Below are 24,908 nucleotides of genomic sequence, written 5' to 3'. Positions count from 1 at the left end.
CGCAACATGAAACAGAGACCAAATAAGCTGTTTGAACCAGCTCAACTGAAAGCGTTGTCACTACAAAACCGTATTGTCATGGCACCAATGACTCGCGCACGTACCACTCAGCCGGGCAACATCCCGAATGAGATGATGGCAACATATTATCAACAGCGCGCTTCTGCCGGACTGATCATTTCCGAAGCCACACAAATTTCGGACGATTCTCAAGGCTACTCGTTCACACCTGGCGTTTACACCGATGCGCAAGTGGCGGGCTGGCAAGGTGTGACCCAAGCGGTCAAATTACAAGGCGCAGCGATGTTTTGTCAGCTATGGCATGTGGGCAGGGTGTCTCACCCAACATTCCAAAATGGTGAACAGCCTATCGCGCCATCTGCGCTCGCTCCGGTAGAGACGCAAGTTTGGATTGCAGATGAACAAGGCAACGGCAATATGGTCGATTGTGTTGAGCCACGCGCCATGACACAAGCGGACATCAACCGAGTTGTCGGTGATTTCGCGAACGCAGCCAAACGCGCTATTGAATCGGGTTTTGATGGTGTAGAAATCCACGGCGGGAATGGGTATCTGATAGACCAGTTCTTAAGAACCAATTCAAACCATCGAACAGACAACTACGGCGGTTCACGAGAAAATCGTATCCGTTTTCTTATCGAAGTAGTGGATGCAGTTATCGCCGCTGTTGGTGCGCATCAAGTTGGAGTGAGATTGGCACCATTCATTACGTTTAAAGATATGGACTGCCCAGATATCGTGCCAACGATCTTGGAAGCATCAAAACAGCTACAGGAGCGCGACATTGCCTACTTGCACTTGTCCGAGGCCGATTGGGCCGATGCACCAACGATTCCCGAGACGTTTCGAATCGAACTTAGAAAGCGCTTTCGCAACGCTATCATTGTCGCAGGTCGCTACAATCCTCAACGAGCAAACGAAGTGTTAGAGAAAGGCTACGCGGATCTTGTCGCATTCGGACGACCATTCGTAGCAAACCCAGACTTGGTCTCTCGATTGCAACATCACCATCCGTTGGCAGAACTCGATGGATCAACGTTGTTTGGCGGAAACGAACGAGGCTACACCGATTACCCTGCTCTGCAACAGGAATGCGCAGAACAGGCCTAACAAAAAAAAGCCCCAACCTAGCTGCTACGGTTGGGGCTGTCACCAAACTAAAATTGGTTTTAGCTAGCTTAATTTGGCCAAGAGTTAAATCACTTCTAACGCGCCGCAGCGCCAAGGTTCGATAACGACTTTGATGTGATCATTTGGCGTCATTAGCTGTCTAAACGCATCTTCCACACCATCGATTCCCACTTTGGCGGTAAGCATTTTCTGCCAAGGTAACTTATGTTCGGCAATCGCTTGTAGGCATTGCTCAAACTCGTGCGGTTGGTAGTAGTAAGAGAATCTCAAATCGAGCTCTTTTACTGTCGCGTACGCGTAGTTAATGATTGCGGGTGTCGTATGAATGCCTGATACAACGATTCGTGATCGGGCAGGAGCACGGCGCAGAAAATCGTCAATCAAGGTATGCTTGCCAACACATTCATAAATGACCAGACGTGAGTTCATCGCGTACTGCTCACCAACGGCGATCTCGTCTTCCCTGGTCGGGTTGATCAATCGATTTGCGCCAAACTCACTAGCAAGTTGCAGTTTCTCTTCCTGAAGATCGACCGCAAGAATATTGCTGACGCCACGTTGTTTCAGTGCAGCAATCACCGCCAGCCCTATAGGGCCGCAACCGACAACCAGCGCGGTTTCTTCCGTTTCGATTTCACTGCGATTGACCGCGTGCAAACCGACCGCTAGTGGTTCGGTTAATGCCGCCGCCTCAGACGGCATTCCGTCTGGGACAGGTAGCAATAACGCTTCATCAAGCAGGAAGTACTCAGAGTAAGCGCCATAAGTACCCGGAGTAACACCAACGCCCGCGCCATTTTGGCTGAGCAACATCGGCACTGAGGTGACTCGGCTACCAACGGACAACGTTTGCTGCGTATCGGCACCGTATTCGATAATTTCCGCACAGAACTCATGCCCCAACATCACTTGAGCGTGCTCACCGGCTTCATCAGGCATCAACCCGAGCTGGTGGAATACATCAAATACCTTATCCGCGTGTCGAGTAATGTGAAGGTCGGAGCCACAAATGCCACAGGCAAGGCTGCGAACCAACACTTGTCCCGCTGCAGGTTTGGGGATTTCGACTTGCTGCAGGCGGACACTACCATCCTGCATTATGATACTGTTCATCTGTTGCATGGGGTTACTCCGCTAGCTCATCGCTTAGGCCAGCAATCGCACCCGGTTTGATGTAGCGCGCGGTGAAGCCTTGTGCTTTCGCAGTTGCAATAACAACTTGCTCAATCCAACCTGCATCCATGATGTCGATGAAGTTACCCTCGTCGTCAAAGTTAATGTTCGCACCTTGGATCACCATAAAGCCATCTGCACCACCCGACTCTTCTGGACAGTGAAAGGTATGAATCGAACCGCCCGGCTCATATAAGTAGCTACCAGAAGTTTGGACTTGATCTGGGTACTCAATGTAGTGCCAAGCGCCACTCAGCGTATAGAAATGCACCACGCCAGTGTGGAAGTGCTTAGGCAGAGTGATACCCGGTTTGAATTTGGCACGAATCACCCAAGTACCGTTTTCTGGGTCAAGAAACAACGGGTAAACATCCACACCCGGTAACGCGTCTTTGATGAGCGACTCCTCATTGGTATTAAGAGTTAATAAGAAATCTTGGTGCTGAATAACTTCTGGTAATGACATAACTTACATCCTCGCTATTGCTGTAATGTGGCGTACTCGCCTATCCCATAAGTGGGTACTTAAAATTCTCGAAACCGTCAGATGCGCTGATGGTACAACCGTTGATACAGTTGGCTTTCTCGCTGACCAGAAACGCCACCACATCAGCAATCTCTTCTGGTTGTGTGAAGTTTTGACGCATCTGTTCTTTGCGGATGTGGTCCCACAGGCCAATCTCTTCGTATTGCCTTAACATCGGAGTATCAACGCGTCCCGGAGCGACAGCGCAAACACGAATACCCAATGGTGCGAGTTCTAATGCGGCGCATTTGGTCATCATATCGACTGCGGCTTTACTGACGTTGTAGGTAAAGGTCATCTCAGACGCCATTCGTGCGTAAACAGAAGAAGTATTGAGGATCACGCCCGGCGTGCCTTGCGCTTGGAATTGTCTTCCAGAGGCAAGAATGCCGTAGTAAACGCCATTTTGGTTGACCTTAGAGATCGGCTCAAAATCGGCAATTGGGTCGTGGTCAAGCAGAGGTTTCGGTGCACCGATGCCCGCGTTGTTGACCATGATGTCAAGCGAGCCAAACTGTTCGACCGCGCACTTCACCATAGCTTCAACTTGTTGGTAATCGGTGACGTCCGCGACAAAGGTTCCCAACTGCTTTGAGTCAAAACTTGTGTACATTTGCAGTGATTGTTCTGAAATATCGACAGCAAGCACTTTGGCTCCTTGCTCTCTCAGCTTTGCAATGATGGCTTGGCCAATTCCACCAGCCGCCCCAGTCACAATGGCCGTTTTATTGATAAGTTCCATACTGCTTCTCATCCATGCGTTGTTGTTATCAAAATGTAACCTAGATCAACTCACTGACACTCACTTGACCTTTTGCGAAGTAAATTTGATACATTGCGATTTACAACCTGTTAACATTTAAAAATCGAGACATGTATATCGTACGAAGTGGCGCTGCCGATAAATTTGATAGCTTGGTTTCCGAACTGGGGCAGAATCCGGTTGAGATTATGGCTGCCGTCGGGCTGTCTGCGGCGCAGTTTCGCAATCCCGATACGTATCTCGCCTACCCTAGGCTAGCTGAATTGCTGGAGGAAGCGGCTGCTCGTTGTCAGCAACCGCTGTTTGGCGTGTTGCTCGCCGAGCGTCAAAACCTACAGAGCTTGGGAGACTTACCAATGCTAGTTTCCCGGGCGCAAACGGTCGGTGAAGCCTTGGCGCGGGTGAATGATTTTCTCTATCTGCATTCGTCAGGGGTCACTCTCAACATGACGCCACAAGATGATTGGGTACGGTTGTCGCTCAATATTGATGTGCACAGCGAACGAGGTATCGCGCAGTTGATGCAGCTCAGTGTGTCGCATCTGGCGATGTTTATTGCCAGTCTGCTTGATATTGAAGCAAGTCACTTCGCGCTACATTTGACTCAACACGCAACATTGGAAGTAGAAAAAAGCAAGTTTGCCCAGCAGAACAAACTGCGTTTCGGTGATAAGTTTGACGGCATCCTACTTAAAGCGACTCTGCTTAACGCTAAGAACCACCAAGATGAAGACGCACTAGAGCGCCATTTTCAACAGCACCTCAAAGAGCTGCAAACCCGTTATCCCAACAATCTCAGTGACCAAGCAGCAAACATGATTGGCCGTCTGCTCTCAACCGGAGAATGCAGCGTTGAGCGCGTTGCAAGAGCATTGGACCTGCATCCGAGAATGCTGCAAAACAAGCTGAAACAACAGGGCACAAATTATCGGCAGCTATTGCAGCAAGTGCGTCAGGATTTTGCAGAACAGCGTTTAAGTGAGAATATTCAGAGCATTACCGATATCGCGTTGCAATTGGGTTATGCCGAAACTGCGGTCTTCAGCCGCCACTTTCGCCGTTGGACGGGGAAATCGCCAAGACAATGGCGACAAGAAAAAACTCTGTTACAAACGTTTAAGCCCATCAGATAAAAGCATAAATAACCTATCGCTCAAACCAAAAAGTGTGAGGTGGGAGGGTTGGTATCGAGAATTTCAGCAATCACAGATAACCCGTGTTTGATGTAGCCTCGGTTTGTTTCTGCTCCCAAACTGATTCGCACGTAAGGCATTGGCTGATTAGTATCGAGAACAAACGGTTTATATCCAGTGATCTGCACCCCTGAACGCTTAGCCGAAGCAACCAGGTCATCGCTATTCCACTGCTCGGGTAGTCTCAACCAAATGTGCTGTCCATTCGGGTGCGAGCTATAAACATGCCCTTCTAAAGCGGCTTTTGCTATTCGCTGTCGCTTAGCAAACTCATTGACTTGAAAGCGAATAAGTCGATTTAACGTACCGTTTTCGATCCACAAATGAGCGACTTCAAATGGTAATGGAGTCGCAGACCAACTCGTTGCCGCTAAACGACCAATCGCGTGCTGCAAAAAATGACGTGGGACCGTCAGATAGCCAGTGCGCATGCCTGGCGCTACAACTTTGGTTAAACTGGTGACATAGAAAGCCTGTTCGGGTAACAATGTGGCAAGGGGTGGGACACGGTTAGGCTCTAGTGCTCCATACACGTCATCTTCAATGACATAGATGTCGTATTGCTGCGCAATATTCGCTATCGCCTCTCGGCGTTCAACATCCATATGCGCACTAGTCGGGTTAGCCATGCTCGGTGTGCAACACAATACCTTGATTGGTTTGTGTTTACATGCCCATTCAAATGCATCCGGCGTTATACCAAACTCATCCATTTCAAGTGGTTGCAACTTAAATCCAAGCATTCTCGAGCGAGAGATCAAGCCATGATCAACCAAGTGACCACAAGCAACTAAATCACCGTGTTCAACAACTGTGCTTAAAGCCAACGTTAAACCATGGCATGCTCCATTTGTGAGTAATATTTGATCGGCACCCACATCCAACCCTTGGCTACTTAGAAATCGTGCTCCTGACTCAATATGATGAGGCTGACCTGTTACCGGCTTTGCTTTACTGATCAAACCACGATTGTTTGTTTGCCCAGCAATCTCCATTAACGCCTGATTAAAAAGCGTAATGTGGCGATCGGTCACCACTGGATGTGCAATCGACATATCAATTTCATCCGGCGTTTCTTTCATCTCTTGTGTCAGCATAAACTCCGTGTCCGTACTTTCATCCACAAAACCTGATTTGACAAAAGTACCATTCCCAACCCAAGACTCGATCGCCCCTTTTTTCTCTGCATAACCATATGCATGGCTCACCGTTTGTACGCTGACGCCAATTTGCTCTGCAAACTCACGATGTGTGGGTAATCGAGTCCCCGGTTTTAGATAACCACTGCGGACACATTCGACAAGATAGTTACCAATGGAGATGTATTTAGCGGTGCCTGGCCGAATGATCGGGTTCAAAGAAATTGTCATGACACAATATTTTAATTGATTCATTTTTAACGCTCATTGTAACTTCCATTTAACAAATGGCGAACTTTAACTCACAAAACGAGGTGAAATGCACAAAAGTAAACCACAATTGTAATGATTGACATGAAATGTATGGGTTAAACAAACATGTTAAACAGCATCGTTTAATCCAAATACAACCCCAGAGGTAAATTGCAATCATTTTTAACGCAGATCTGGCTAGCTGGTAGAAGGTAGAAATACCTCAGCGTCTCCGAAGGCCCATAAGGCGTCGGATTTCTAACAAGGAGAAAATATGAGAGGCGTTGCTTTGCATTTTACACTGGATGAGTTCCAGGATCGGTTAACGAAAGTTCGGCAATCGATGGAAGAAAGAGAATTGGATGTCCTTATCATTCATGACCCTTCTAACATGGCGTGGCTGACAGGCTATGATGGGTGGTCTTTTTACGTGCCACAATGTGTCGTTGTTGGTCCATCTGATGAACCTGTTTGGTTTGGACGCTGCCAAGATGCCAACGGAGCATACAGGACTGCGTATATGTCGGCAGAAAACATTACCTACTATCCAGACCATTATGTAATGAACCCGCCGTTACACCCGATGGATTTCCTGGTCGAAGCCGTACTGGCTCCGCGCCTTTGGGATCGTGGTCGCATCGGCGTAGAAAAAGATAACTATTACTTTAGCGCCACCGCTTACGAATCACTCACTACGCACCTACCGAATGCTCAACTTCTCGATGCAACTGGACTAGTCAACTGGTGCCGCGCCGTTAAATCCGATCAAGAACTGGCATACATGTACCGTGCCGCTCGCATTGTTGAAAATATGCACCGCGTCGCGTTCGACATGATTGAACCAGGATTACCGAAACACCACCTTGTTGCCGAGATTAACCGCCAAGCCGTGCTCGGGCATGAAGACCACTTTGGCGATTACACCGCGATTGTGCCGCTTTTGCCATCAGGTTCTGATGCTTCCGCACCTCACCTGACTTGGGATGACAGACCCTTCAAGAAAGGCGAAGGGACGTTTTTTGAAATCGCTGGGGCGCACCGCCGTTACCACTGCCCACTCTCACGCACTATTTTTCTTGGCGAGCCTGACGACAAGTTCAAACGAGCCGACGAAGCCCTGACTCTAGGACTTGAAGCGGGCTTGAAAGTGGCAAAGCCCGGAAATACCTGCGCCGACATCGCCAATGCACTAAACCAGGTTCTCGATAAAGCGGGATTCTCACGCGAAGGTGCCCGTTGTGGCTACCCAATAGGTTTGAGCTACCCACCAGATTGGGGGGAACGAACCATGAGTTTGCGAGACACCGATAAAACCATCTTGAGAGAAGGCATGACATTCCATTTTATGCCGGGGCTGTGGTTCAAAGATTGGGGGTTAGAAACAACGGAAAGTATCGTCATTACCCATAATGGAGCAAAAACGCTGTGTGACTTTCCACGCCACTTATTTGTTAAACACTAATTTTTCAAACCTCAGGCTCTGTTGAGCTAGGTCTGAGAACTAAAAGGACTTGATATGCAAAAAAGCTCGATCACAGCCACCATAGACTTTGACCGAGAAGGTGTACAGCACGGCTTTTTAACGCTGCCCTATTCACATGACGACTCCGCCTGGGGCAGTATTATGATACCTATCACCGTGATCAAAAATGGTCACGGACCAACCGCACTGCTTACTGGCGGTAATCACGGAGACGAATACGAAGGCATCACCAGCCTGCTAAAATTGGCGAACTCGCTTCAGGCAGATCAAATCCAAGGTCGTGTCATTATTGTACCCATGATGAACTTACCTGCGGTACAAAATGCCTCACGTACGTCGTTTATCGATAAAGGGAATTTAAATCGCAGCTTTCCCGGCAACCCCATAGGCACAGTGACCGAGAAAATTGCGGATTATTTTACTCGTTACCTAGTTCCTAAGTGCGATTTTGCGTTAGACATTCACTCAGGTGGTAAAACGTTAGATATCGTGCCGTTCGCCGCTGCCCATCGTCTCGACAATCTCGATCAAGAAGAAGCCTGCATATTAGGTGCAAAACTGTTTGGCGCACCTTACACCATGATCTTGCTCGAAATGGACGCCACCAGCCTGTATGACACTGCCGTGGAGTCTCAGGGAAAAATCTTTGTTACCACCGAACTAAGAGGAGGCGGAACCAGCACTCCAGAAACCATCGCTTATTCCGACCGTGGCATTCGCAACTTCTTGCGCTTCTCAGGCAACTTGCCCGGTGACTACGAACAACCAACCCAACCAACTAAATTATTAGATATGCCTGATGCAAGTTGTTATGTGCAAAGCCAACACCACGGCATCACAGAATACTTATTTGATCTTGGCGATACCGTCAAAAAGGGCGATGTATTAGTGAGAATCTTCTCGACCGAGCGCACAGGTACCGCCCCCGTTGAGTACAAGTCACAGCGCAATGGTATTTTCGCGGCACGTCGTTTTCCTGCTATGGTGAATATCGGTGACACTATCGCAGTTATAGCCGAAGACTGCGGCGAGATAGGCTGATTGAAAAGCCAACTAAAGAAATCAAAACAAATGGCATACCAGAAGCAAACTGGAAAGCACCTTATAACAGCGACCAGTCATCAGCCTTTCATGAAATGATTAGTATTCAACAGGGAGACTCATAATGCGCCTCGATCGCTACGACGTAAAAATTCTACAAATACTTCATGATAATGGTCGTATCACCAAATCTCACCTTGCCGAGGCCATCAACCTATCCGTGAGCCCTTGCTGGGAGCGTGTCAAAAAACTGGAAGAAGCAGGCATCATTGAAGGTTACGGAGCAAAAGTAAATACCGATATTTTGTTCAAACGAACGTCAGTTATGGTTGAAGTTACGCTCAAAGAACACAACGCCCAAGCGTTCAAACGCTTCGAGCAACTGGTTCAACATTCACAAGAAGTCACTGATTGCTATGCCACGGGCGGTGGTGTCGATTACATCCTTAAAATTCAGTCAGAAGATATCGACCAATATCAGCGGCTTATCGACAACTGGTTAGACTCAGATGTGGGCATTGAGCGCTACTTTACTTACATTGTGACAAAAACAATCAAACGTGATGCGGGCACATTCGAAGTAAACCAAAACGCTTTGTTATAAAAGGGAAAATGCGTATCAGGCGTGAACAGAAAAAACACCATATTTAACGGCACTAAAAAGAAAGTTCTGACGTTTTAAACCTCGGTATCAGAAATTATTTCGGTCACTTCTCCATTACAGTTTCATTATGGACAACGATGCTGGGAGAAGGACTCATGGCAGCACTGCACAGCTTACACGCTGAAGAATTAAAAGCCTCGCACGACATGATGGCGATAATGAAAGACGTACGTTTGGTGAGAGGTTTAGCGTACGTGAATGGCAAATGGGTAAGTGGTGATCAATTTCATCCGGTGGATAATCCAGCAGATGGCACGGTCATCGGTTACATCACTAAGCTATCTCAGCAACAACTCTATCAAGCGATTGATGAAGCCGACCAAGCCTTTCGTCAATGGCGAAAAATGCAAGCAGAAGAGCGCGCTGAAATTCTCATGCGTTGGCACGACCTGATTCTAGAATCAAAGCAAGACCTTGCTCATTTGATGGTGATGGAGCAAGGAAAAACACTAGGTGATGCTGTAGGTGAGATTGACTACGGCGCATCCTTTGTTCGTTGGTTTGCCGAAGAAGCACGCCGCTGTTATGGCGAAACCATCCCAAGTCATATTCCGAATGCGCAGCTATCAACGGTGCGCGAGCCAATTGGTGTCGCAGCACTGATTACGCCATGGAACTTTCCTAATGCCATGATCACACGCAAAGCCGCAGCCGCACTAGCAATAGGCTGTCCGGTGCTCATTAAGCCAGCCAGTGAAACGCCTTTTTCTGCGTTAGCGTTGGCAGAGTTAGCAGATCGAGCTGGCTTTCCACCTGGTGTGTTTAACGTGATCACTGGCGATGCGGTGATGGTGTCACAAACCTTGTGTCACTCCGATAAAGTCAAAGCGCTCTCGTTCACAGGCTCAACTCGAGTAGGCAAACTATTGCTACGCGACGCGGCACAAACCGTGAAGAAGTGCAGTATGGAACTCGGTGGTAACGCCCCTTTCATCGTGCTGCCAGATATGGATGTCGAGCAAGCAGCCAAAGCCGCCGTGGATGCGAAGTTTCAAACCGCAGGACAAGACTGCTTGGCCGCAAACCGTATTTTCGTCCCTGACGATAAGTACGAAGCATTTTTGGAAGCATTTGCCAAAAAAATGAGCCACATCGTTTTGGGCAATGGCTTAGACGAAAAAACCACCATGGGACCGCTTATTAATCGCACTGCGGTGGATAAAGCGCATGATTTGGTGCGTGACGCGCTCGACAAAGGCGCGCGATTGGTAGCGGGCTACCACCAGCCCGTACCAGGCGAAAACTTCTTCGCGCCGACATTGCTAGCCGATGTAACCCCTGAAATGGCGGTGTATCGCGAAGAGAATTTTTGTCCTGTGGCAGGCGTATTGCCTTACCAAGACTTAGATACCGTGATTGAAATGAGCAACGACACTGAGTACGGCTTAGCTGCCTATGTTTATGGTCACGATATTCACCAAATTTGGCACTGCATGCGCGGTTTGGAGTTTGGCATGGTGAGCGTGAACTCCGTCAAAATGACAGGGCACCCTATCCCATTCGGCGGCGTGAAACAGTCTGGTCTTGGACGAGAAGGAAGCCGTCACGGATTTGAAGAATACAGCGAAATCAAATACTGCTGCTTAGGCGCTTTACCAACCGTCAGTGGCAGTTGAGGCACGAAATATGGATATCCAATTATTCGAGGAGAAGGATCATGAGTAACAAAACCCAACAACTTATAGAGATCGATCGTCAGAGAGTATTTCATGCCTCAACCCACCTGAAGCAGTATGCGGCCGGGGAGCTTTCGGGAAGAATTATCTCGAGCGGAAGCGGAATACGCATCACCGATTCAGAAGGCATCGAGCTGATAGACGGCTTTGCCGGGTTGTATTGTGTGAACATTGGCTATGGCAGGACTGAAATGGCCGATGCGATTTATGAACAAGCCAAAGAACTGGCGTACTACCACACTTACGTCGGCCATACGAACGAAGCGCTCGTGACACTGTCAGATCGCATCATCAAAATGGCGCCTGAAGGCATGAGCAAAGTTTACTACGGCATGTCAGGCAGCGACGCGAACGAAACTCAACTTAAGTTGGTATGGTATTACAACAATGCTCGTGGTCTACCAGAGAAGAAAAAAATCATTTCGCGTGACCGCGGCTACCATGGTTCAAGTATCGCGTCCGGTTCAATGACAGGTTTGCCGCTGTTCCACGCCCATTTTGATTTACCACTTGAGCGTATCAAACACACCATCGCGCCATATTATTATCGCCGTGAAGACGAGAGTATGTCTGAGCTCGAATTCTCTCAATATTGCGCAGATCAACTCGAAGCGATGATCTTGGAAGAAGGCCCAGAAACGGTAGCAGCAATGATTGCAGAACCAGTGCTCGGTACTGGCGGTATTGTGCCACCACCAGCAGGGTACTGGCAGGCGATTCGCAAAGTGCTCGACAAATACGATGTACTCTTGATTGCGGATGAAGTGGTGTGTGGCTTTGGTCGCCTCGGCTCCGATTTTGGCTCACTCCACTACGACATGAAACCAGATCTCATCACAGTAGCGAAAGGGTTAACCTCAGCGTATCAACCGCTGTCTGGCGTGATCGTCGGTGAACGAGTTTGGAGTGTGCTAGAAAACGGCACCGACCAATGGGGCGCTATCGGACACGGTTATACCTACTCTGGTCACCCAATGGGAGCGGCAGCCGCGAACTGCAACCTCGATATCATTGAACGTGAAGGCCTGGTGCAAAACGCAGCCGAAGTCGGCGCTTACTTGCAGCAACGTATGGCGGAGACGTTTAACGATCATCCATTGGTCGGTGATACTCGTGGCGTTGGCTTGTTGCATGCGTTGGAGTTTTCTTCAGACAAACTACGCCGAGCACACTTTGATCCAAACTTGAAAGTAGGTCCGCAAATCGCGGCGGCCTGTTTAGAGCAAGGCTTAATCGCTCGCGCCATGCCACATGGTGACATCCTCGGTTTTGCTCCACCGCTTATCGCGAATCGTAACGATATAGACACCATTGTCGACAAAGCGCATCAAGCGGTAAACAAAGTGATGGATAACCTCGTCACATCTAAACAGTGGCAGCCATAACCCACCTAGATTTCAGTAATGCTCGCGGGCTTTGGAGAAGGCCCGCTTTGCACTTTCCTTAAAGAGATAACAGGCCAACCAAACATTTTAGACCCATAGGAAGCACTATTATTTACTACAAGTGGCAATAGTGGGTAAAATGCCCCAAATTGCGCACTAACTGGATAAAACATGGCAAAACTTACCCTTCAAGAACAAATGCTGAAAGCTGGCTTAGTTAATGAAAAGAAACTAAAGAAAGCGAAGAAAGGCTCTAAAAAATCACGCGTTCAAGCACGCGAAGTAAAAGCGGCGGTTGAAGAGAATAAACGCCAACAGTTAGAGCGTGATAAACAATTGAGCGAGCAGCAAAATGCTGAGCGATTAAATAAAGAGATCAAAGCGCAGATCAATCAATTGATTGAGATGAACAAGATCGACTTAAAAGATGGCGACATCAAATACAACTTCACTCACGGTACGCTAGTGAAATCACTTTATGTAGATTCACTTATCCGCGAGCAGTTGATCAAAGGTATTTTGGCAATCGCAATTTTTGGTGAAAGCTATGTTGTCATTCCACGTGGAGTAGCGAATAAAATTGCTCAACGTGATGAGTCCGTCATCATCGAACAAAAAGAACCTGAATCGGACATTCCAGCAGAAGACGATCCATACGCAGATTTCGTCGTGCCTGACGATTTGATGTGGTAACAATAAATTAATCGATGCATCAACGAAAAGAGCCGCTAATGTAACATCAGCGGCTTTTTTATAGAAAAATAATCTACAGAGATGATGTTTTGTTATTGCTTACTTAGTAGCAAATTCGCCCCTGATGCAGCTAAAAACAACGAACATCCGCGATTGAAACGTTTCGCCATTTTGGGATTTGAAAACCAGTGTCTCAAGTACAAACCAAAGATGGCATAGATTGAAATGGCGACCATTTCTAATATCAAAAACGTGGAGCCAAGGGCAAAAAACTGCTCTTGGACGTTGGCATTGGCATCAACAAATTGCGGCAAGAATGCAGTAAAAATAAGAATCGCTTTCGGGTTGCCAGCAGCAAGCGTAAATTCTTGCTTCGCAAGTCCTGCGTAATTGCGCGAATTGTCCAAGTCAGAGATCGGGCTGGACTCTGAACGCCAAAGGTTGAACGCAATCCACAGTAGATACAGCGCCCCTACCAGCTTTATTGCCAAAAATAGCATTTCTGACGTATACAAAATCACAGCCAGACCTGATGCAGACAACGCAATCATCGCTGAAAAAGCAGCAACTCTGCCTAAACTGGCCGTAAACGCGGCCCTAAAGCCGTAACAACGCGCATTATTCATTGCCAATAAATTGTTTGGGCCTGGAGCCATATTTAGAGCGAAGCAAGCAGGAATAAAAAGGAGAAGCTGCCAAATATCCATAATAAAATGGTCTTAGTGAGTGATTTTGATCGGTACCCTAACATCTGTTAATAAAGTGAGTAAACCACAAACCGATCTTAAAGCAACTCAGCACCAAATCGTACCGTGCGAGCTTGAACTAACGTGCAGTTCGTTTCAGCCATCAGCTCCGCTAGGGTGATGTTTGGGTTTTGTCTCACCAAACGTATCAACTTCACGTCCAAAGGTTCCAATTTGTCTTGGTGAGCAAGTAGAGCTTGTTCGATCTTGTTGATCGCAAATCGCATCGTCTCTGCTTCTTCGTTTTTGAGATGCTCTAAAAACGCTTTTACATCCAAAGCCTCGCCCGAGATTTGCCAGTGACGAGATCGTCTAATTCGCTTAAGATCGCACTGTTTTTCTGCTGCGAGTGTTTTCGCTCGCTTGGCATGGTCGCCCCCAATACGGTGAATCAAGGATGGGAGCGAAATCGTAATCTTCGTCTCTTTCATGGCCTTTTCTTTCATCGTCTTAGCCCTCAACCACCGACACATTCTCGCCAACCCATGCCAGCAACTGTTTTGCCGCTTTGGATAACACCTGATTTTGACGCACGATGTAGCCGAAATCAGTGTTTGGAAAACTTGGCAAAGGCGTAACTTCACGAGAAAGCTTTAATCTCGGATCGAGCGAGAAATCCGGCACAATAGCAGTCCCAAACCCCGCTTCCGCCCAGTCGATTTGTGCTTCCACACTGCCCACTTCCATCACGCGATGCTTAGGCAGATTTAGTTCAGGTAAAGACGCATCAATCAGCTCTCGGGTTCGAGTATCGTGCCCTAGCAGGATCAGCGTCTGGCTCTCTTTTCGATTGTCTTGCCACTCAAAAATGTTATCGCCAAACGCACACCAGTGAATCTGCGTGAGAGGCGTAAAATGCAGCGGTTGACTCTCTTTTTGTGCGATAACAAAGCCGATATCGGCACGCGCACTTTTCACCAAATCCACCGCTTGAGAAGATGTGGTATTGAACAATGCCAAGTCGATCCCCGGATATTCACTTTTGAATTGCTGAAATGGTTTGATAAGCAGTAAACGTGAAACAATATCGCTCGCCGCAATAGAAAGCGTCCCCTGCGTAAGATCGTTGATGGCATTGAGATCCGACTGACAAATTTGCAGCTCATTGAGCATCCGCTGCGCCGTAGCTAACAAACGCTTCCCCGCTTGCGTCAACTGCACAGGATTTCGCTCAATCAATTTCGTGCGCGTGGCTTGCTCCAACTGCTTGATATGCAAACTTACGTTCGGCTGTGTCATGTGGAGTTCCGTCGCTGTTTTACCAAAGTGTTTTACCTCTGCAAGAGTTACGAAGGTTCGCAGCCAGTTCAAATCTAACATTGCCAATTCCGATATGAGATTCTTATCAAGTTAATGAGTATAATTAATTTCTCTTATTATGGCGAACACCTTAAGATTTTTGCATCTGTTTTTGGAGATTAAATTATGTCGTCTATCGTTGTTGTGGGTGCAAACTGGGGTGATGAAGGCAAAGGCCGCATCGTTGACTTTTTGGCAGAGCAAGCTTCTGCGAGCATTCGTTTCCAAGGTGGTAACAACGCGGGTCACACCGTGGTTAACGATCTAGGTACGTTTAAGCTGCACCAGCTACCAAGTGGCGTATTCAACCCAGACTGTTTGGCAGTGTTAGGTCCGGGTATGGTTATCAGCCCTGCGTTGCTGTCTCAGGAGATTGCGGAAGTTGAAGAAGCAGGCGTAAAAGTGAATATGTGCATCTCAGATCGCGCAACACTGTGTCTACCTCTACACGCACTAGAAGATACGCTAGAAGAACAACGTTTAGGCGACAAAGCATACGGTTCAACTCGTCAAGGTATTGCACCTGCTTACGGTGACCGCGTAATGAAGAAAGGCATCCTAGTTGGTTGGTTGAAGCAACCAGAAGTATTGGTTGAACGCCTTCAATTCATGATGGATTGGAAACTGCCGCAACTGCGTGCACTTTACCCGACGTTCGAGTTTGAACAAACCGCTGAAGAACTGGCGAACTGGCTGCTAGAAGTCTCTGCACCTTGGCGCGATTCAATTTGCAACGTAACGCTTCCTCTAAAAGAACTACAAGCGAAAGACAAAACACTATTGTTCGAAGCACAGCTTGGCGCAGGTCGTGACCTTGTTTACGGTGAGTACCCTTGGACAACATCTTCTAACGTTGTATCAATGTACGCGGGTATCGGTAGTGGCCTTCCGGCACTTCGTCCTGAACGCGTTATTGCGGTTGCAAAAGCCTTCAGCTCATCAGTGGGTACTGGTACGTTGATCACTGCAATGGAAGAGCAAGACGCTTTCCGCGAACTTGCTGGCGAGTTCGGTGCAACTACGGGTCGTCCACGCGACATGGGCTACTTCGACGCAGTCGCTACGAAAAATGGCGTTGAACTGCAAGCCGCAACTGAAATTGCACTAACGAAAGTAGACTGTTTGACTGGCCTTAACGATCTGAAAATCTGTGTTGGCTACGAAGGCGACCACAGCGAAAACCCAATCTGGCCTCAAACTGCCTCTCTTGCGCCAATCTACGAGAAGATGGAAAGCTGGAGCGAGGACATCACAGGTTGTCGTAAGTTTGAAGAGCTTCCAGTAGCAGCACAGAAATACGTTCTACGCATTGAGGAACTCATGGGCGTACCAGTAAAAATGGTGTCTGTGGGTCCTGGTCGTGAACAAATGATTATGCGATAAGATGTGAGTTAACACATCATTGGCAAGCGGCTTTTATCTGTTCCGGGGTAAAGCCGCTTTTTTTTACACTGTAAACTTTGAAAAATTGCACGGCTAAATTCATGTTTAGTAACCTCATCACGAGACTCCTACCTCCTTTATTTATAAATCAATAAATTATAGGGCTTAACACGTTGTGCACGTTACTAGCACATCTCACTTGTTAAAGAAGCACGTCAATTAGGTTAACTGGTTGATTTGATATTCTTTAAGTGATTAGTTGATCACGATCTTCATCTGCAATTTGTTGAACTAGTACTCAAAAAATCTAACCCGCTGTTTTTAGGATAGATGAGTTCCCCAACATCCAACCTAACAGCAGGTGATTCCCATGACGAAAAATCTTTTCCGCCTCAGTACGATAACCCTTGGTTTGTGCCTTAGTTCTTTGTCTTTCGCGCAATCCGATCTTCCGAACATTAAAATTCTTGCCACTGGCGGCACCATAGCAGGCGCAGGTCAATCTGCAACAGAGTCAAACTACACAGCAGGTAAAGTCGGCGTTGAATCATTGATTTCTGCGGTGCCGAGTATGACCAAGATTGCCGATATTTCTGGAGAGCAAGTGGTCAGTATCGGTTCACAAGATATGAATGATGAAGTGTGGCTAAAATTATCGAAAAGAGTTAATGAGCTACTCGCTCAAGATGATGTTGACGGCATCGTCATTACTCATGGTACGGATACGTTAGAGGAAACCGCTTACTTCCTTGATCTGACCGTCAAGAGCAAAAAGCCTGTCGTGATCGTCGGTGCAATGCGTCCTTCCACCGCAATGAGTGCTGATGGACCAGTCAACTTATACAATGCAGTCGTAACAGCCACCGATGAAGATTCAGAAGGACGTGGCGTGCTAGTCGCAATGAATGACACGATTTTCGATGCGCGAGATGTGACAAAAACCAATACAACCTCCGTCAGCACTTTCCAGTCACCCAACTTTGGTGCTATCGGCTACATTCATAATAGCGATGCCAAATATCAACGAAGCCCAGAGCGTAAACATACGACAGAAACCCCATTCGATGTATCAAAGCTTACTAAGTTGCCTAAGGTCGGTATTGTTTATAACTATGCAAATGCCTCCAATTTGCCAGTGAAAGCCTTTGTGGATGCGAAGTTTGACGGCATCGTAAGTGCTGGTGTCGGTAATGGTAACTTGTACCACACTGTGTTTGATGAGCTAGAGAAAGCGAGTAAAGATGGCGTTGTTGTTGTAAGAAGCTCCCGAACGCCTAGCGGCTCAACCACTTTGGATGCTGAAATTGATGACGAAAAATACGGCTTTGTTGCCGCTGGTACATTGAACCCACAAAAAGCACGTATCTTACTGATGCTGTCACTAACTCAGACCAAAAACTATCAAGACATCCAAAAGATGTTCCAATACTATTAATTCTGTCTAAGGTTCATTCGATAGAGGAGGTATACATCTTACCTCCTCTTGCACATAGCGACATGAGCGTCTCTTGTTAGCCAAACAAGCGACGCTTCATTCCTGCTTTTTCCAGAATACGCGTAGTAATTTCCTCAACAGACAGAGAGGACGTATTGATATATGGGATCGCCTCTCTTCTAAACAACGCCTCAACAGTGTCTAGCTCCAGCTTACACTGCTCTGTGCTAGCGTAATCACTTCCAGACAAACGATTTTCACGGATTTCAGTCAAGCGCTCGGGATCGATAGTCAGCCCAAACAACTTATGACGATGGATCTCAAACTCAGGCAACAAACGCATCATCTTCACATCTTCCGCAATGAACGGATAGTTCACAACACGTAAACCAAATTGCATCGCCATGTACAAGCTAGTCGGCGTTTTTCCGCTGCGCGATACTCCCAGCAGGATAATATCGGCTTGTTCCAACCCTTTTAGCGTGATGCCATCATCATGCGCCAATGTGTATTCAATAGCCGCAATACGGTCAAAATAGGTGTCGGAATCTTTCCCCACGCTGCGAGAACGCTGCAACTTAGGCTTTGGTGCCATCTGAATGTCGTCTTGCACTTTCTGCACAATACTCTCCAACACATCGTAACTGTATGCCGGCGCTTCAAGCAGCATTTCACGTACTTCTGGAACGACAATTGAGAAAAAGACCAGAGGTTTGACGCCATTGCGCTGGTAGGAAGTTTCAATTTCTTTGACTACGTCAGTAGCTTTGTCCTGACTTTCTACAAACGGAAAGGTTTTTTCGTTAGGAATGAACGGAAATTGACCGAGAACAACATGCCCTAATGTCTCACATGTTATCGCCGTACCGTCAGAAACATAGAATACATCACGACTTTGGTTATTTATTTGCATTTCTGTTTAATTTTTCAAAATCTTTTGAGTAGGATGGTACACATAATATTAATAAATCAGTTTGGCTTTCAGTTAGGTTCACCACAGCTTTAAAAATTCTTTTGAATTTTTTTCAGCCAGAACGTAATCGTTTGCCTTTGATATCAATCTAAATGAAGCAATGTATGGTCAACGTGTAATAACAGCCAACATGATGCGATTGTTTAGATCGATTTAAGTCCCCCTACTAAGCTGCAATGTTTCTGGAGAAAGACATGCAAAAGAACACCCTCTGGTTCAATGGCCTATCCATGGATGATGTCGACAAAGTCGGCGGTAAGAATGCTTCACTTGGCGAAATGGTTTCTAACCTAGCAAACGCAGGCGTTTCTGTACCAAATGGTTTTGCGACAACCTCATACGCGTTTAACCAATTCCTTGACCACGAAGGTTTGGATGAGCGTATTCACCAATTACTCGATGAACTAGACGTTGAAGATGTAGAAGCTCTGCGTAAGACAGGTGCAAACATTCGTCAATGGGTATTAGAGGCCCCTTTCCCTGCGGACCTTGAACAAGAAATTCGTGAAAACTACCAAGAACTGATCGAAGGCAATCCTGAGCTTTCAGTCGCAGTTCGTTCATCTGCTACGGCAGAAGACCTACCTGATGCTTCTTTTGCTGGTCAGCAAGAAACGTTTTTGAACGTGAAAGGCATCGACGCAGTACTAGAAGCAACTAAGCACGTATACGCTTCTCTATTTAACGACCGTGCGATTTCTTACCGCGTTCACCAAGGGTTCGACCACCGTGGCATCTCGCTATCTGCGGGTATCCAACGTATGGTGCGTTCAGATAAAGCCTCGTCGGGTGTTATGTTTACACTAGACACTGAATCGGGTTTCGACCAAGTTGTCTTCATCACCTCTTCATGGGGTCTAGGCGAGATGGTCGTTCAAGGTGCAGTAAACCCTGACGAGTTCTACGTTCACAAGCCAATGCTTGAAGCAGGCGAACACCCAATCGTTAAGAAAACATTTGGTTCTAAGTTGATCAAAATGATCTACTCAGATAACCAAGAAATCGGCAAACAAGTTGATATCGTTGATACTTCTGATGAAGAGCGCAACACGTTCTCATTGAACGACGACGAGATCAAAGAGCTCGCAAAACAAGCAATGATCATCGAAAAGCACTATCAGCGTCCAATGGACATTGAATGGGCAAAAGATGGCATTGATGGCAAGCTGTACATTGTTCAAGCGCGTCCTGAAACCGTATGTTCACAAACGGAACAAAACGTGATTGAGCGCTACGAGCTACAAAACAAAGCGGATGTTTTGGTTGAAGGTCGTGCAATCGGTCAGCGCATCGGTAAAGGCGTGGTTCGCTTGGTTGACTCTCTGGACCAAATGTCATTAGTCCAAGAAGGTGACGTGCTAGTTACAGACATGACTGACCCAGATTGGGAACCAGTGATGAAAAAAGCATCTGCAATCGTAACCAACCGTGGTGGCCGTACTTGCCACGCTGCCATCATCGCTCGTGAGCTTGGTATTCCTGCAATCGTTGGCTGTGGCGATGCGACAAGCAAGTTAACCGATGGCGCAACCGTGACCGTATCTTGTTCAGAAGGTGAAACGGGCTACGTTTACCAAGGTGAACTTGAGTTTGACGTAAAACGCTCTTCTGTTGATGAACTGCCACTGCTACCAACAAAAGTGATGATGAACGTGGGTAACCCTGATCGCGCGTTTGACTTCGCACAAATTCCAAATGAAGGTGTTGGTCTTGCTCGTCTTGAATTCATCATCAATAAGATGATTGGTATCCACCCGAAAGCATTACTTAACTTTGATGCACAAAGCGATGAGCTAAAAGCAGAAATCACTCAGCGTATTCGTGGTTACAAAGATCCTATCGATTTCTACGTAAGCAAGCTGACAGAAGGTATCGCAACCATTGCTGCGGCATTTTGGCCGAAACGCGTTATTGTTCGTATGTCTGACTTTAAGTCTAACGAATACAGCAACTTGGTTGGCGGTAAAGCATACGAACCGCATGAAGAAAACCCAATGCTTGGCTTCCGTGGCGCGTCTCGTTACATTTCTCCAGTGTTTGAAGACTGCTTCGAGCTAGAAACTCAAGCAATCAAACGCGTTCGTAACGAAATGGGTCTGAAAAACGTTGAAATCATGATCCCATTTGTTCGTACACCAAGCGAAGCAGCATCAGTGATTGATTTGCTAGCGAAGTTTGATCTGCGCCGTGGCGATCAGGGTCTTAAAGTCATCATGATGTGCGAACTGCCATCCAACGCGGTCCTTGCCGATGAGTTCTTAAAGTACTTTGATGGCTTCTCGATTGGCTCAAACGACATGACTCAGCTAACGCTTGGACTTGATCGTGACTCTGGCGATGTTGCACATCTATTTGATGAGCGTAACCCAGCGGTTAAGGTGATGCTTCAGATGGCGATTGATGCAGCAACAAAAGCAGGCAAATACGTTGGTATTTGTGGTCAAGGCCCATCAGACCACGACGACCTAGCGGAATGGCTAATGGATCAAGGTATTAGCTCTGTATCACTAAACCCAGATACGGTTATCGATACTTGGTTAAAACTAGGTAAAGTTAGCAGCAAGTAACACACGATAAACTCTAGCCCTCACACTCCCCTTGTGAGGGCTTTGTTATTCACACGTCATTTCACAATCAGTTCGTGATTCCTCTCTCAAGTTCGTCATTTAGTCAATTTCATTATCAAAGTCTGATGACCTAAAATGAATGGTATATCGATAACTCCAGAGAGAATTTGATGAAAAAGCCTATCGCACTCCTTACTACATTGATGCTCCTGGCATCCCCTGCTTATGCCGATTGGGATGAAATTTCCAATAAAATGTCTGAGCTTGGCGACGCAGTTTCTGATACTGCCCAAGATGCTTGGGACGACACCAAAGCGTTTTCAAAACAAGCGTGGCAAGATTTCACGAATTGGTCCGAGGAAGCGATCAATACCGCAGGCGAATGGACAGAAGCCAGCATCGAGAAAAGCAAAGAATGGATAGATGCTGCCGACAAAAAAATTGATGAGCTGATGGAAGGCGATACGCCAGAAGAAGCTCGCCAAGCCGTGGACTTAATGGCAGATAGCGCTTTGCTCAAGTTATTTAATGAAAAGCCGGAGGCAAAAGCTATTTACGACAACGCGTACGGCTACGCGGTCTTTGATTCTCGTAAATTATCTTTGCTGTTTCACACCAACTCAGGGTCAGGAGTCGCAGTGAATAAGGAAACAGAAGAACGCACTTATATGAATATGTTTGGTTTGGGCGTTGCACTTGGGGCTGGCGGCAAATTTTACCAACAAGTGGTTCTGTTTGAGAGCAAAGAAGACTTTGATACGTTCGTCAACGAAGGATGGGAGGCCACAAGTGAAGCCTCTGCTGTTGCGGGCGAAGATTCAGAGCAACTTTCAAAACAATTTAACAGCGGCGTCGCCGTCTATCAGTTGAACGCTAAAGGTTTGCTCATCGATGCTAACGTGTCTGGTTCTAAATATTGGGTTAACGAAGAGCTCACTAACTCGCAGTAATGCATAGCAACTAATCGCTTAAATAAAACCGTTGTTATGCACCCTTATCAATAAGTTAACGGGGATATGATTCCTCAAAACTGAGCACTTACGCAACTTTCTCTATGGAAGTCATCAGAAGATGGCGACTTCCCTTTCTCGTTGGATTGCTTTTGGTTATGCTTGCGCAAAACCACCTGCAATTCGGTATCCCATGCCTGACAATAACTTTAATAATCTGCTAGCAGAAGCAATTTCTGCTCTTAACACGCCTAACTTTACTCCTAAACTTATGCGTGTCATTCGCACTCTTTTTCATTTTGATTGCGCAGTTATTTTAGGTTACCGAGAAGGTAAACATCCTATTTATCTCTACGACTCAATTGAGAACGAGCGAGAGTTACTTTTTCAACGCTACCTTACTGACTCATTTCAAAATGACCCTTTTTTTCTCAAACTAAACGAGACAAAGCAACAAGGCGTATTTACGCTCAAAGACGTGGCGCGTAAAGGCGTTGACTTCACCTCATACTGCGAGCAGTTCTATCATCAAACAGGGTGGAAAGACGAGCTTAGCATGCTAGTCGAAGTTGAATCTGGCCGTTGGGTCATGCTGTACTTCGGATATATGACTGATGGAAAATACTTTTCTCAGCCACAAATCAATAAGCTAAAGCCCTATTTCCCGATAATTCAGTCGCTTTGTCAGCAGCATTGGAAACAAACGGAATTTACCTTTTCTGAGCCTGTTTTTGCACAGAGTGCTTATTCTGGCAGTATGCGATTAGCCATTGAGCAAGCTTTAGCAACGTTTGGCGTAGAATCACTCACCCGTCGCGAACAAGAGGTGGCTTCGCTTCTCGCTCAAGGGTTTGACACCAAAGAAATTGCCGCGCGGTTACACTTAGTTCAAGGCACGGTCAAAAATCATCGAAAGCGAATTTACTCGCAATTAAATGTGTCTTCATTGAGTGAGTTATTCCAGCTTTTCCTCAATCACCTCATTCTCCATTCAAGATAAAAAACTGTCCCTTAAGGGATATATCGAGAAAAGGTGTCGCGTTTTAGTCTGAATGTAACAACCACTAAAGCAGACAAAAAGAATGACGACACCATTACTGCAAGATTTACAAGATCGCGGCTTGATTGCACAAGCCAGCGATTTGGAAGAAATTCAGACACTTCTCTCACAGCCACAAACCGTTTACTGCGGCTTCGATCCTACAGCTGGCAGCTTACATATCGGCCACCTCGTGCCTTTGATTATGCTTAAGCGCTTTCAAGATGCCGGACACCAAGCTGTTGCCTTGATTGGCGGTGCAACGGGCATGATTGGCGACCCAAGCTTTAAAGCGACTGAGCGCAGTCTGAACTCAGAGGAAATCGTCTCAGGCTGGGTTAACGATCTTTCTAATCAAATTCAGCAGTTGATGAATCACCAACTGGCCAAGCCGATGATCATGGTAAACAACGCTGACTGGATGAAAGCGATCAATGTGATCGACTTCTTCCGCGATGTGGGTAAGCACTTCTCAATCAATACTATGGTCAACCGAGAATCGGTAAAACAACGCCTGCAACGACCTGACCAAGGTATCTCCTTCACCGAATTTAGCTACGCCCTACTGCAATCGTACGATTTTGCCGAGCTAAACCGTCGATACGGTTGCCGTTTGCAAATCGGTGGCAATGACCAATGGGGAAACATCGTCAGCGGGATCGATTTAACTCGCCGTCAAAATGGTGAGCAAGTATTTGGCTTAACTCTGCCGCTGATCACCAAATCCGATGGTACCAAATTTGGCAAAACCGAAGGCGGCGCAGTGTGGCTAGATCCTAGCAAGACCTCTCCTTACGCGTTCTACCAGTTCTGGCTTGGCGCAGAAGACGCCGACGTTTACCACTTCTTGCGTTACTACACATTCTTGAGCTGCGAAGAAATTGCCAGCATTGAAGCGCAAGACCAAGCAAGCCAAGGTAAGCCACAAGCACAACGTATTCTCGCTGAAGAAATGACGCGATTTGTTCATGGCGAAGAAGGCCTAGCCAGTGCCGAGCGTATCACTCAAGCTTTATTCAGCGGTAATGTGCAACAACTGAGTTTGGGTGAATTAAAACAGTTGGAGTTGGATGGTTTACCAAGCATTGAGAGCACACAACAAGATTTGGTTGAGCTGTTGATTGAGTCGGGCTTAGCAAGTTCGAAGCGTGTTGCACGCGAACACATCAGCAACAACGCCATCAGTGTAAACGGTGAAAAAGTGGCGGCTGATAACCCGAGTTTAAGCTTCCCACTGTTTGATCAATATTGGTTACTGCAACGCGGTAAAAAGCACTTCTGCCTCGTAAAGCGTGCCGCGTAGCAACACTCGCAGTACAAAGCCTATAAAAAATTCCCCTCACCACTTTCGTGATGAGGGGAATCCAAATTTGAAC

Annotated in this window: 22 protein-coding genes; 14 read left to right on the top strand and 8 right to left on the bottom strand. The window is 46.8% G+C overall.

All coding sequences use genetic code 11. The features are described 5' to 3' along the window. Positions 1 to 6: 6 nt before the first annotated feature. On the top strand, positions 7 to 1,131 hold the full coding sequence (locus R7Z77_RS01195; protein WP_213967445.1) for an alkene reductase: 1,125 nt from the start codon (positions 7 to 9) through the stop codon (positions 1,129 to 1,131). An 84-nt stretch (positions 1,132 to 1,215) separates the two neighbouring features. Here the strand turns inward: R7Z77_RS01195 and R7Z77_RS01190 are convergent, their stop codons facing one another. Genes R7Z77_RS01190 through R7Z77_RS01180 form a run of 3 tightly spaced genes read right to left on the bottom strand, consistent with a single transcriptional unit; the run spans position 1,216 to position 3,593 of the window. Beyond that, complete coding sequence (locus tag R7Z77_RS01190) at positions 1,216 to 2,274, bottom strand: zinc-binding dehydrogenase (RefSeq protein ID WP_054574556.1); 1,059 nt, start codon at positions 2,272 to 2,274, stop codon at positions 1,216 to 1,218. A 4-nt stretch (positions 2,275 to 2,278) separates the two neighbouring features. Beyond that, positions 2,279 to 2,791 carry a 2,4'-dihydroxyacetophenone dioxygenase family protein gene (locus R7Z77_RS01185; RefSeq protein ID WP_054574555.1) on the bottom strand — a complete coding sequence of 171 codons (513 nt, stop codon included), beginning with the start codon at positions 2,789 to 2,791 and terminating at the stop codon, positions 2,279 to 2,281. Between the two features lie 40 nt (positions 2,792 to 2,831). Continuing rightward, positions 2,832 to 3,593, bottom strand: a complete 762-nt coding sequence (locus R7Z77_RS01180; RefSeq protein WP_054574554.1) for an SDR family NAD(P)-dependent oxidoreductase — start codon at positions 3,591 to 3,593, stop codon at positions 2,832 to 2,834. A 131-nt stretch (positions 3,594 to 3,724) separates the two neighbouring features. On the opposite strand from R7Z77_RS01180, the gene R7Z77_RS01175 reads away from it, so the two are divergent. Further along, entirely contained in the window at positions 3,725 to 4,747 is a 1,023-nt protein-coding gene (locus R7Z77_RS01175) for a helix-turn-helix transcriptional regulator (protein WP_054574553.1), read from the top strand. Between the two features lie 20 nt (positions 4,748 to 4,767). On the opposite strand, the gene R7Z77_RS01170 is transcribed toward R7Z77_RS01175, so the two are convergent. Continuing rightward, the gene (locus R7Z77_RS01170; RefSeq protein ID WP_080996739.1) at positions 4,768 to 6,201 is read right to left on the bottom strand and encodes a PLP-dependent aminotransferase family protein; all 1,434 of its coding nucleotides are present in this window, start codon (positions 6,199 to 6,201) and stop codon (positions 4,768 to 4,770) included. Between the two features lie 271 nt (positions 6,202 to 6,472). On the opposite strand from R7Z77_RS01170, the gene doeA reads away from it, so the two are divergent. The 6 genes from doeA (at position 6,473) to R7Z77_RS01140 (ending at position 13,140) form a co-directional block, all read left to right on the top strand. After that, positions 6,473 to 7,660, top strand: a complete 1,188-nt coding sequence (gene doeA / locus R7Z77_RS01165; RefSeq protein ID WP_213967446.1) for an ectoine hydrolase DoeA — start codon at positions 6,473 to 6,475, stop codon at positions 7,658 to 7,660. Between the two features lie 54 nt (positions 7,661 to 7,714). Next, positions 7,715 to 8,722: a N(2)-acetyl-L-2,4-diaminobutanoate deacetylase DoeB gene (doeB, locus tag R7Z77_RS01160; RefSeq protein WP_213967447.1), complete on the top strand. Its 1,008-nt coding sequence runs from the start codon at positions 7,715 to 7,717 to the stop codon at positions 8,720 to 8,722. Between the two features lie 124 nt (positions 8,723 to 8,846). Continuing rightward, positions 8,847 to 9,326, top strand: a complete 480-nt coding sequence (locus R7Z77_RS01155; RefSeq protein WP_053349313.1) for an Lrp/AsnC family transcriptional regulator — start codon at positions 8,847 to 8,849, stop codon at positions 9,324 to 9,326. 155 nt (positions 9,327 to 9,481) lie between these two features. Further along, on the top strand, positions 9,482 to 11,002 hold the full coding sequence (locus tag R7Z77_RS01150) for an NAD-dependent succinate-semialdehyde dehydrogenase (protein ID WP_213967448.1): 1,521 nt from the start codon (positions 9,482 to 9,484) through the stop codon (positions 11,000 to 11,002). A 41-nt stretch (positions 11,003 to 11,043) separates the two neighbouring features. Beyond that, entirely contained in the window at positions 11,044 to 12,447 is a 1,404-nt protein-coding gene (locus R7Z77_RS01145) for an aspartate aminotransferase family protein (RefSeq protein ID WP_213891505.1), read from the top strand. A 171-nt stretch (positions 12,448 to 12,618) separates the two neighbouring features. Further along, positions 12,619 to 13,140 (top strand): DUF2058 domain-containing protein, encoded by a 522-nt coding sequence (locus R7Z77_RS01140; protein WP_033906326.1) that lies wholly within the window; start codon positions 12,619 to 12,621, stop codon positions 13,138 to 13,140. A gap of 92 nt (positions 13,141 to 13,232) precedes the next feature. On the opposite strand, the gene R7Z77_RS01135 is transcribed toward R7Z77_RS01140, so the two are convergent. The 3 genes from R7Z77_RS01135 to R7Z77_RS01125 form a co-directional block, all read right to left on the bottom strand. Then, a complete protein-coding gene (locus R7Z77_RS01135; RefSeq protein ID WP_213967449.1) occupies positions 13,233 to 13,847 on the bottom strand; it encodes a LysE family translocator in 615 nt (204 codons plus the stop codon). A 77-nt stretch (positions 13,848 to 13,924) separates the two neighbouring features. Beyond that, complete coding sequence (locus tag R7Z77_RS01130; protein WP_017633574.1) at positions 13,925 to 14,317, bottom strand: ribosome recycling factor family protein; 393 nt, start codon at positions 14,315 to 14,317, stop codon at positions 13,925 to 13,927. 19 nt (positions 14,318 to 14,336) lie between these two features. Next, positions 14,337 to 15,206 (bottom strand): LysR family transcriptional regulator, encoded by an 870-nt coding sequence (locus R7Z77_RS01125; protein ID WP_005373812.1) that lies wholly within the window; start codon positions 15,204 to 15,206, stop codon positions 14,337 to 14,339. 105 nt (positions 15,207 to 15,311) lie between these two features. On the opposite strand from R7Z77_RS01125, the gene R7Z77_RS01120 reads away from it, so the two are divergent. Together R7Z77_RS01120 and ansB are read left to right on the top strand one after the other, a co-directional pair. Beyond that, positions 15,312 to 16,568, top strand: a complete 1,257-nt coding sequence (locus R7Z77_RS01120; protein ID WP_005373814.1) for an adenylosuccinate synthase — start codon at positions 15,312 to 15,314, stop codon at positions 16,566 to 16,568. Positions 16,569 to 16,938: 370 nt separating this feature from the next. Continuing rightward, complete coding sequence (gene ansB / locus R7Z77_RS01115) at positions 16,939 to 18,003, top strand: L-asparaginase 2 (protein WP_115386508.1); 1,065 nt, start codon at positions 16,939 to 16,941, stop codon at positions 18,001 to 18,003. A 76-nt stretch (positions 18,004 to 18,079) separates the two neighbouring features. Here ansB and R7Z77_RS01110 read toward each other — a convergent pair whose 3' ends face one another. Beyond that, positions 18,080 to 18,916 carry a pyruvate, water dikinase regulatory protein gene (locus tag R7Z77_RS01110; RefSeq protein WP_005373820.1) on the bottom strand — a complete coding sequence of 279 codons (837 nt, stop codon included), beginning with the start codon at positions 18,914 to 18,916 and terminating at the stop codon, positions 18,080 to 18,082. A gap of 254 nt (positions 18,917 to 19,170) precedes the next feature. Here R7Z77_RS01110 and ppsA point away from each other — a divergent pair, with 254 nt between their 5' ends. The 4 genes from ppsA (at position 19,171) to tyrS (ending at position 24,835) form a co-directional block, all read left to right on the top strand. Next, entirely contained in the window at positions 19,171 to 21,543 is a 2,373-nt protein-coding gene (gene ppsA / locus R7Z77_RS01105; protein ID WP_005373822.1) for a phosphoenolpyruvate synthase, read from the top strand. Positions 21,544 to 21,713: 170 nt separating this feature from the next. Then, positions 21,714 to 22,493, top strand: coding sequence for a hypothetical protein (locus tag R7Z77_RS01100; protein ID WP_005373824.1), 780 nt, complete (start codon positions 21,714 to 21,716; stop codon positions 22,491 to 22,493). Positions 22,494 to 22,686: 193 nt separating this feature from the next. Next, complete coding sequence (locus R7Z77_RS01095; protein WP_031778843.1) at positions 22,687 to 23,493, top strand: response regulator transcription factor; 807 nt, start codon at positions 22,687 to 22,689, stop codon at positions 23,491 to 23,493. Between the two features lie 82 nt (positions 23,494 to 23,575). Then, the gene (gene tyrS, locus R7Z77_RS01090) at positions 23,576 to 24,835 is read left to right on the top strand and encodes a tyrosine--tRNA ligase (RefSeq protein ID WP_025767979.1); all 1,260 of its coding nucleotides are present in this window, start codon (positions 23,576 to 23,578) and stop codon (positions 24,833 to 24,835) included. Positions 24,836 to 24,908: the final 73 nt, after the last annotated feature.

The sequence above is a fragment of the Vibrio sp. 1401 genome (assembly GCF_033340295.1).
This window is presented reverse-complemented; position numbering and strand designations above follow the sequence as displayed.

Bases quoted from the DNA above. Each gene is read 5' to 3' on its own strand.
- R7Z77_RS01155 (WP_053349313.1), top strand. From the start codon at position 8,847: ATGCGCCTCGATCGCTACGACGTAAAAATTCTACAAATACTTCATGAT.
- tyrS (WP_025767979.1), top strand. From the start codon at position 23,576: ATGACGACACCATTACTGCAAGATTTACAAGATCGCGGCTTGATTGCA.
- R7Z77_RS01095 (WP_031778843.1), top strand. From the start codon at position 22,687: ATGCCTGACAATAACTTTAATAATCTGCTAGCAGAAGCAATTTCTGCT.
- R7Z77_RS01120 (WP_005373814.1), top strand. From the start codon at position 15,312: ATGTCGTCTATCGTTGTTGTGGGTGCAAACTGGGGTGATGAAGGCAAA.
- R7Z77_RS01150 (WP_213967448.1), top strand. From the start codon at position 9,482: ATGGCAGCACTGCACAGCTTACACGCTGAAGAATTAAAAGCCTCGCAC.
- R7Z77_RS01175 (WP_054574553.1), top strand. From the start codon at position 3,725: ATGTATATCGTACGAAGTGGCGCTGCCGATAAATTTGATAGCTTGGTT.
- ansB (WP_115386508.1), top strand. From the start codon at position 16,939: ATGACGAAAAATCTTTTCCGCCTCAGTACGATAACCCTTGGTTTGTGC.
- doeA (WP_213967446.1), top strand. From the start codon at position 6,473: ATGAGAGGCGTTGCTTTGCATTTTACACTGGATGAGTTCCAGGATCGG.
- R7Z77_RS01185 (WP_054574555.1), bottom strand. From the start codon at position 2,791: ATGTCATTACCAGAAGTTATTCAGCACCAAGATTTCTTATTAACTCTT.
- R7Z77_RS01190 (WP_054574556.1), bottom strand. From the start codon at position 2,274: ATGCAACAGATGAACAGTATCATAATGCAGGATGGTAGTGTCCGCCTG.
- R7Z77_RS01110 (WP_005373820.1), bottom strand. From the start codon at position 18,916: ATGCAAATAAATAACCAAAGTCGTGATGTATTCTATGTTTCTGACGGT.
- R7Z77_RS01195 (WP_213967445.1), top strand. From the start codon at position 7: ATGAAACAGAGACCAAATAAGCTGTTTGAACCAGCTCAACTGAAAGCG.
- R7Z77_RS01130 (WP_017633574.1), bottom strand. From the start codon at position 14,317: ATGAAAGAGACGAAGATTACGATTTCGCTCCCATCCTTGATTCACCGT.
- R7Z77_RS01135 (WP_213967449.1), bottom strand. From the start codon at position 13,847: ATGGATATTTGGCAGCTTCTCCTTTTTATTCCTGCTTGCTTCGCTCTA.
- ppsA (WP_005373822.1), top strand. From the start codon at position 19,171: ATGCAAAAGAACACCCTCTGGTTCAATGGCCTATCCATGGATGATGTC.
- R7Z77_RS01145 (WP_213891505.1), top strand. From the start codon at position 11,044: ATGAGTAACAAAACCCAACAACTTATAGAGATCGATCGTCAGAGAGTA.
- R7Z77_RS01180 (WP_054574554.1), bottom strand. From the start codon at position 3,593: ATGGAACTTATCAATAAAACGGCCATTGTGACTGGGGCGGCTGGTGGA.
- R7Z77_RS01125 (WP_005373812.1), bottom strand. From the start codon at position 15,206: ATGTTAGATTTGAACTGGCTGCGAACCTTCGTAACTCTTGCAGAGGTA.
- R7Z77_RS01170 (WP_080996739.1), bottom strand. From the start codon at position 6,201: ATGAATCAATTAAAATATTGTGTCATGACAATTTCTTTGAACCCGATC.
- R7Z77_RS01140 (WP_033906326.1), top strand. From the start codon at position 12,619: ATGGCAAAACTTACCCTTCAAGAACAAATGCTGAAAGCTGGCTTAGTT.
- R7Z77_RS01100 (WP_005373824.1), top strand. From the start codon at position 21,714: ATGAAAAAGCCTATCGCACTCCTTACTACATTGATGCTCCTGGCATCC.
- doeB (WP_213967447.1), top strand. From the start codon at position 7,715: ATGCAAAAAAGCTCGATCACAGCCACCATAGACTTTGACCGAGAAGGT.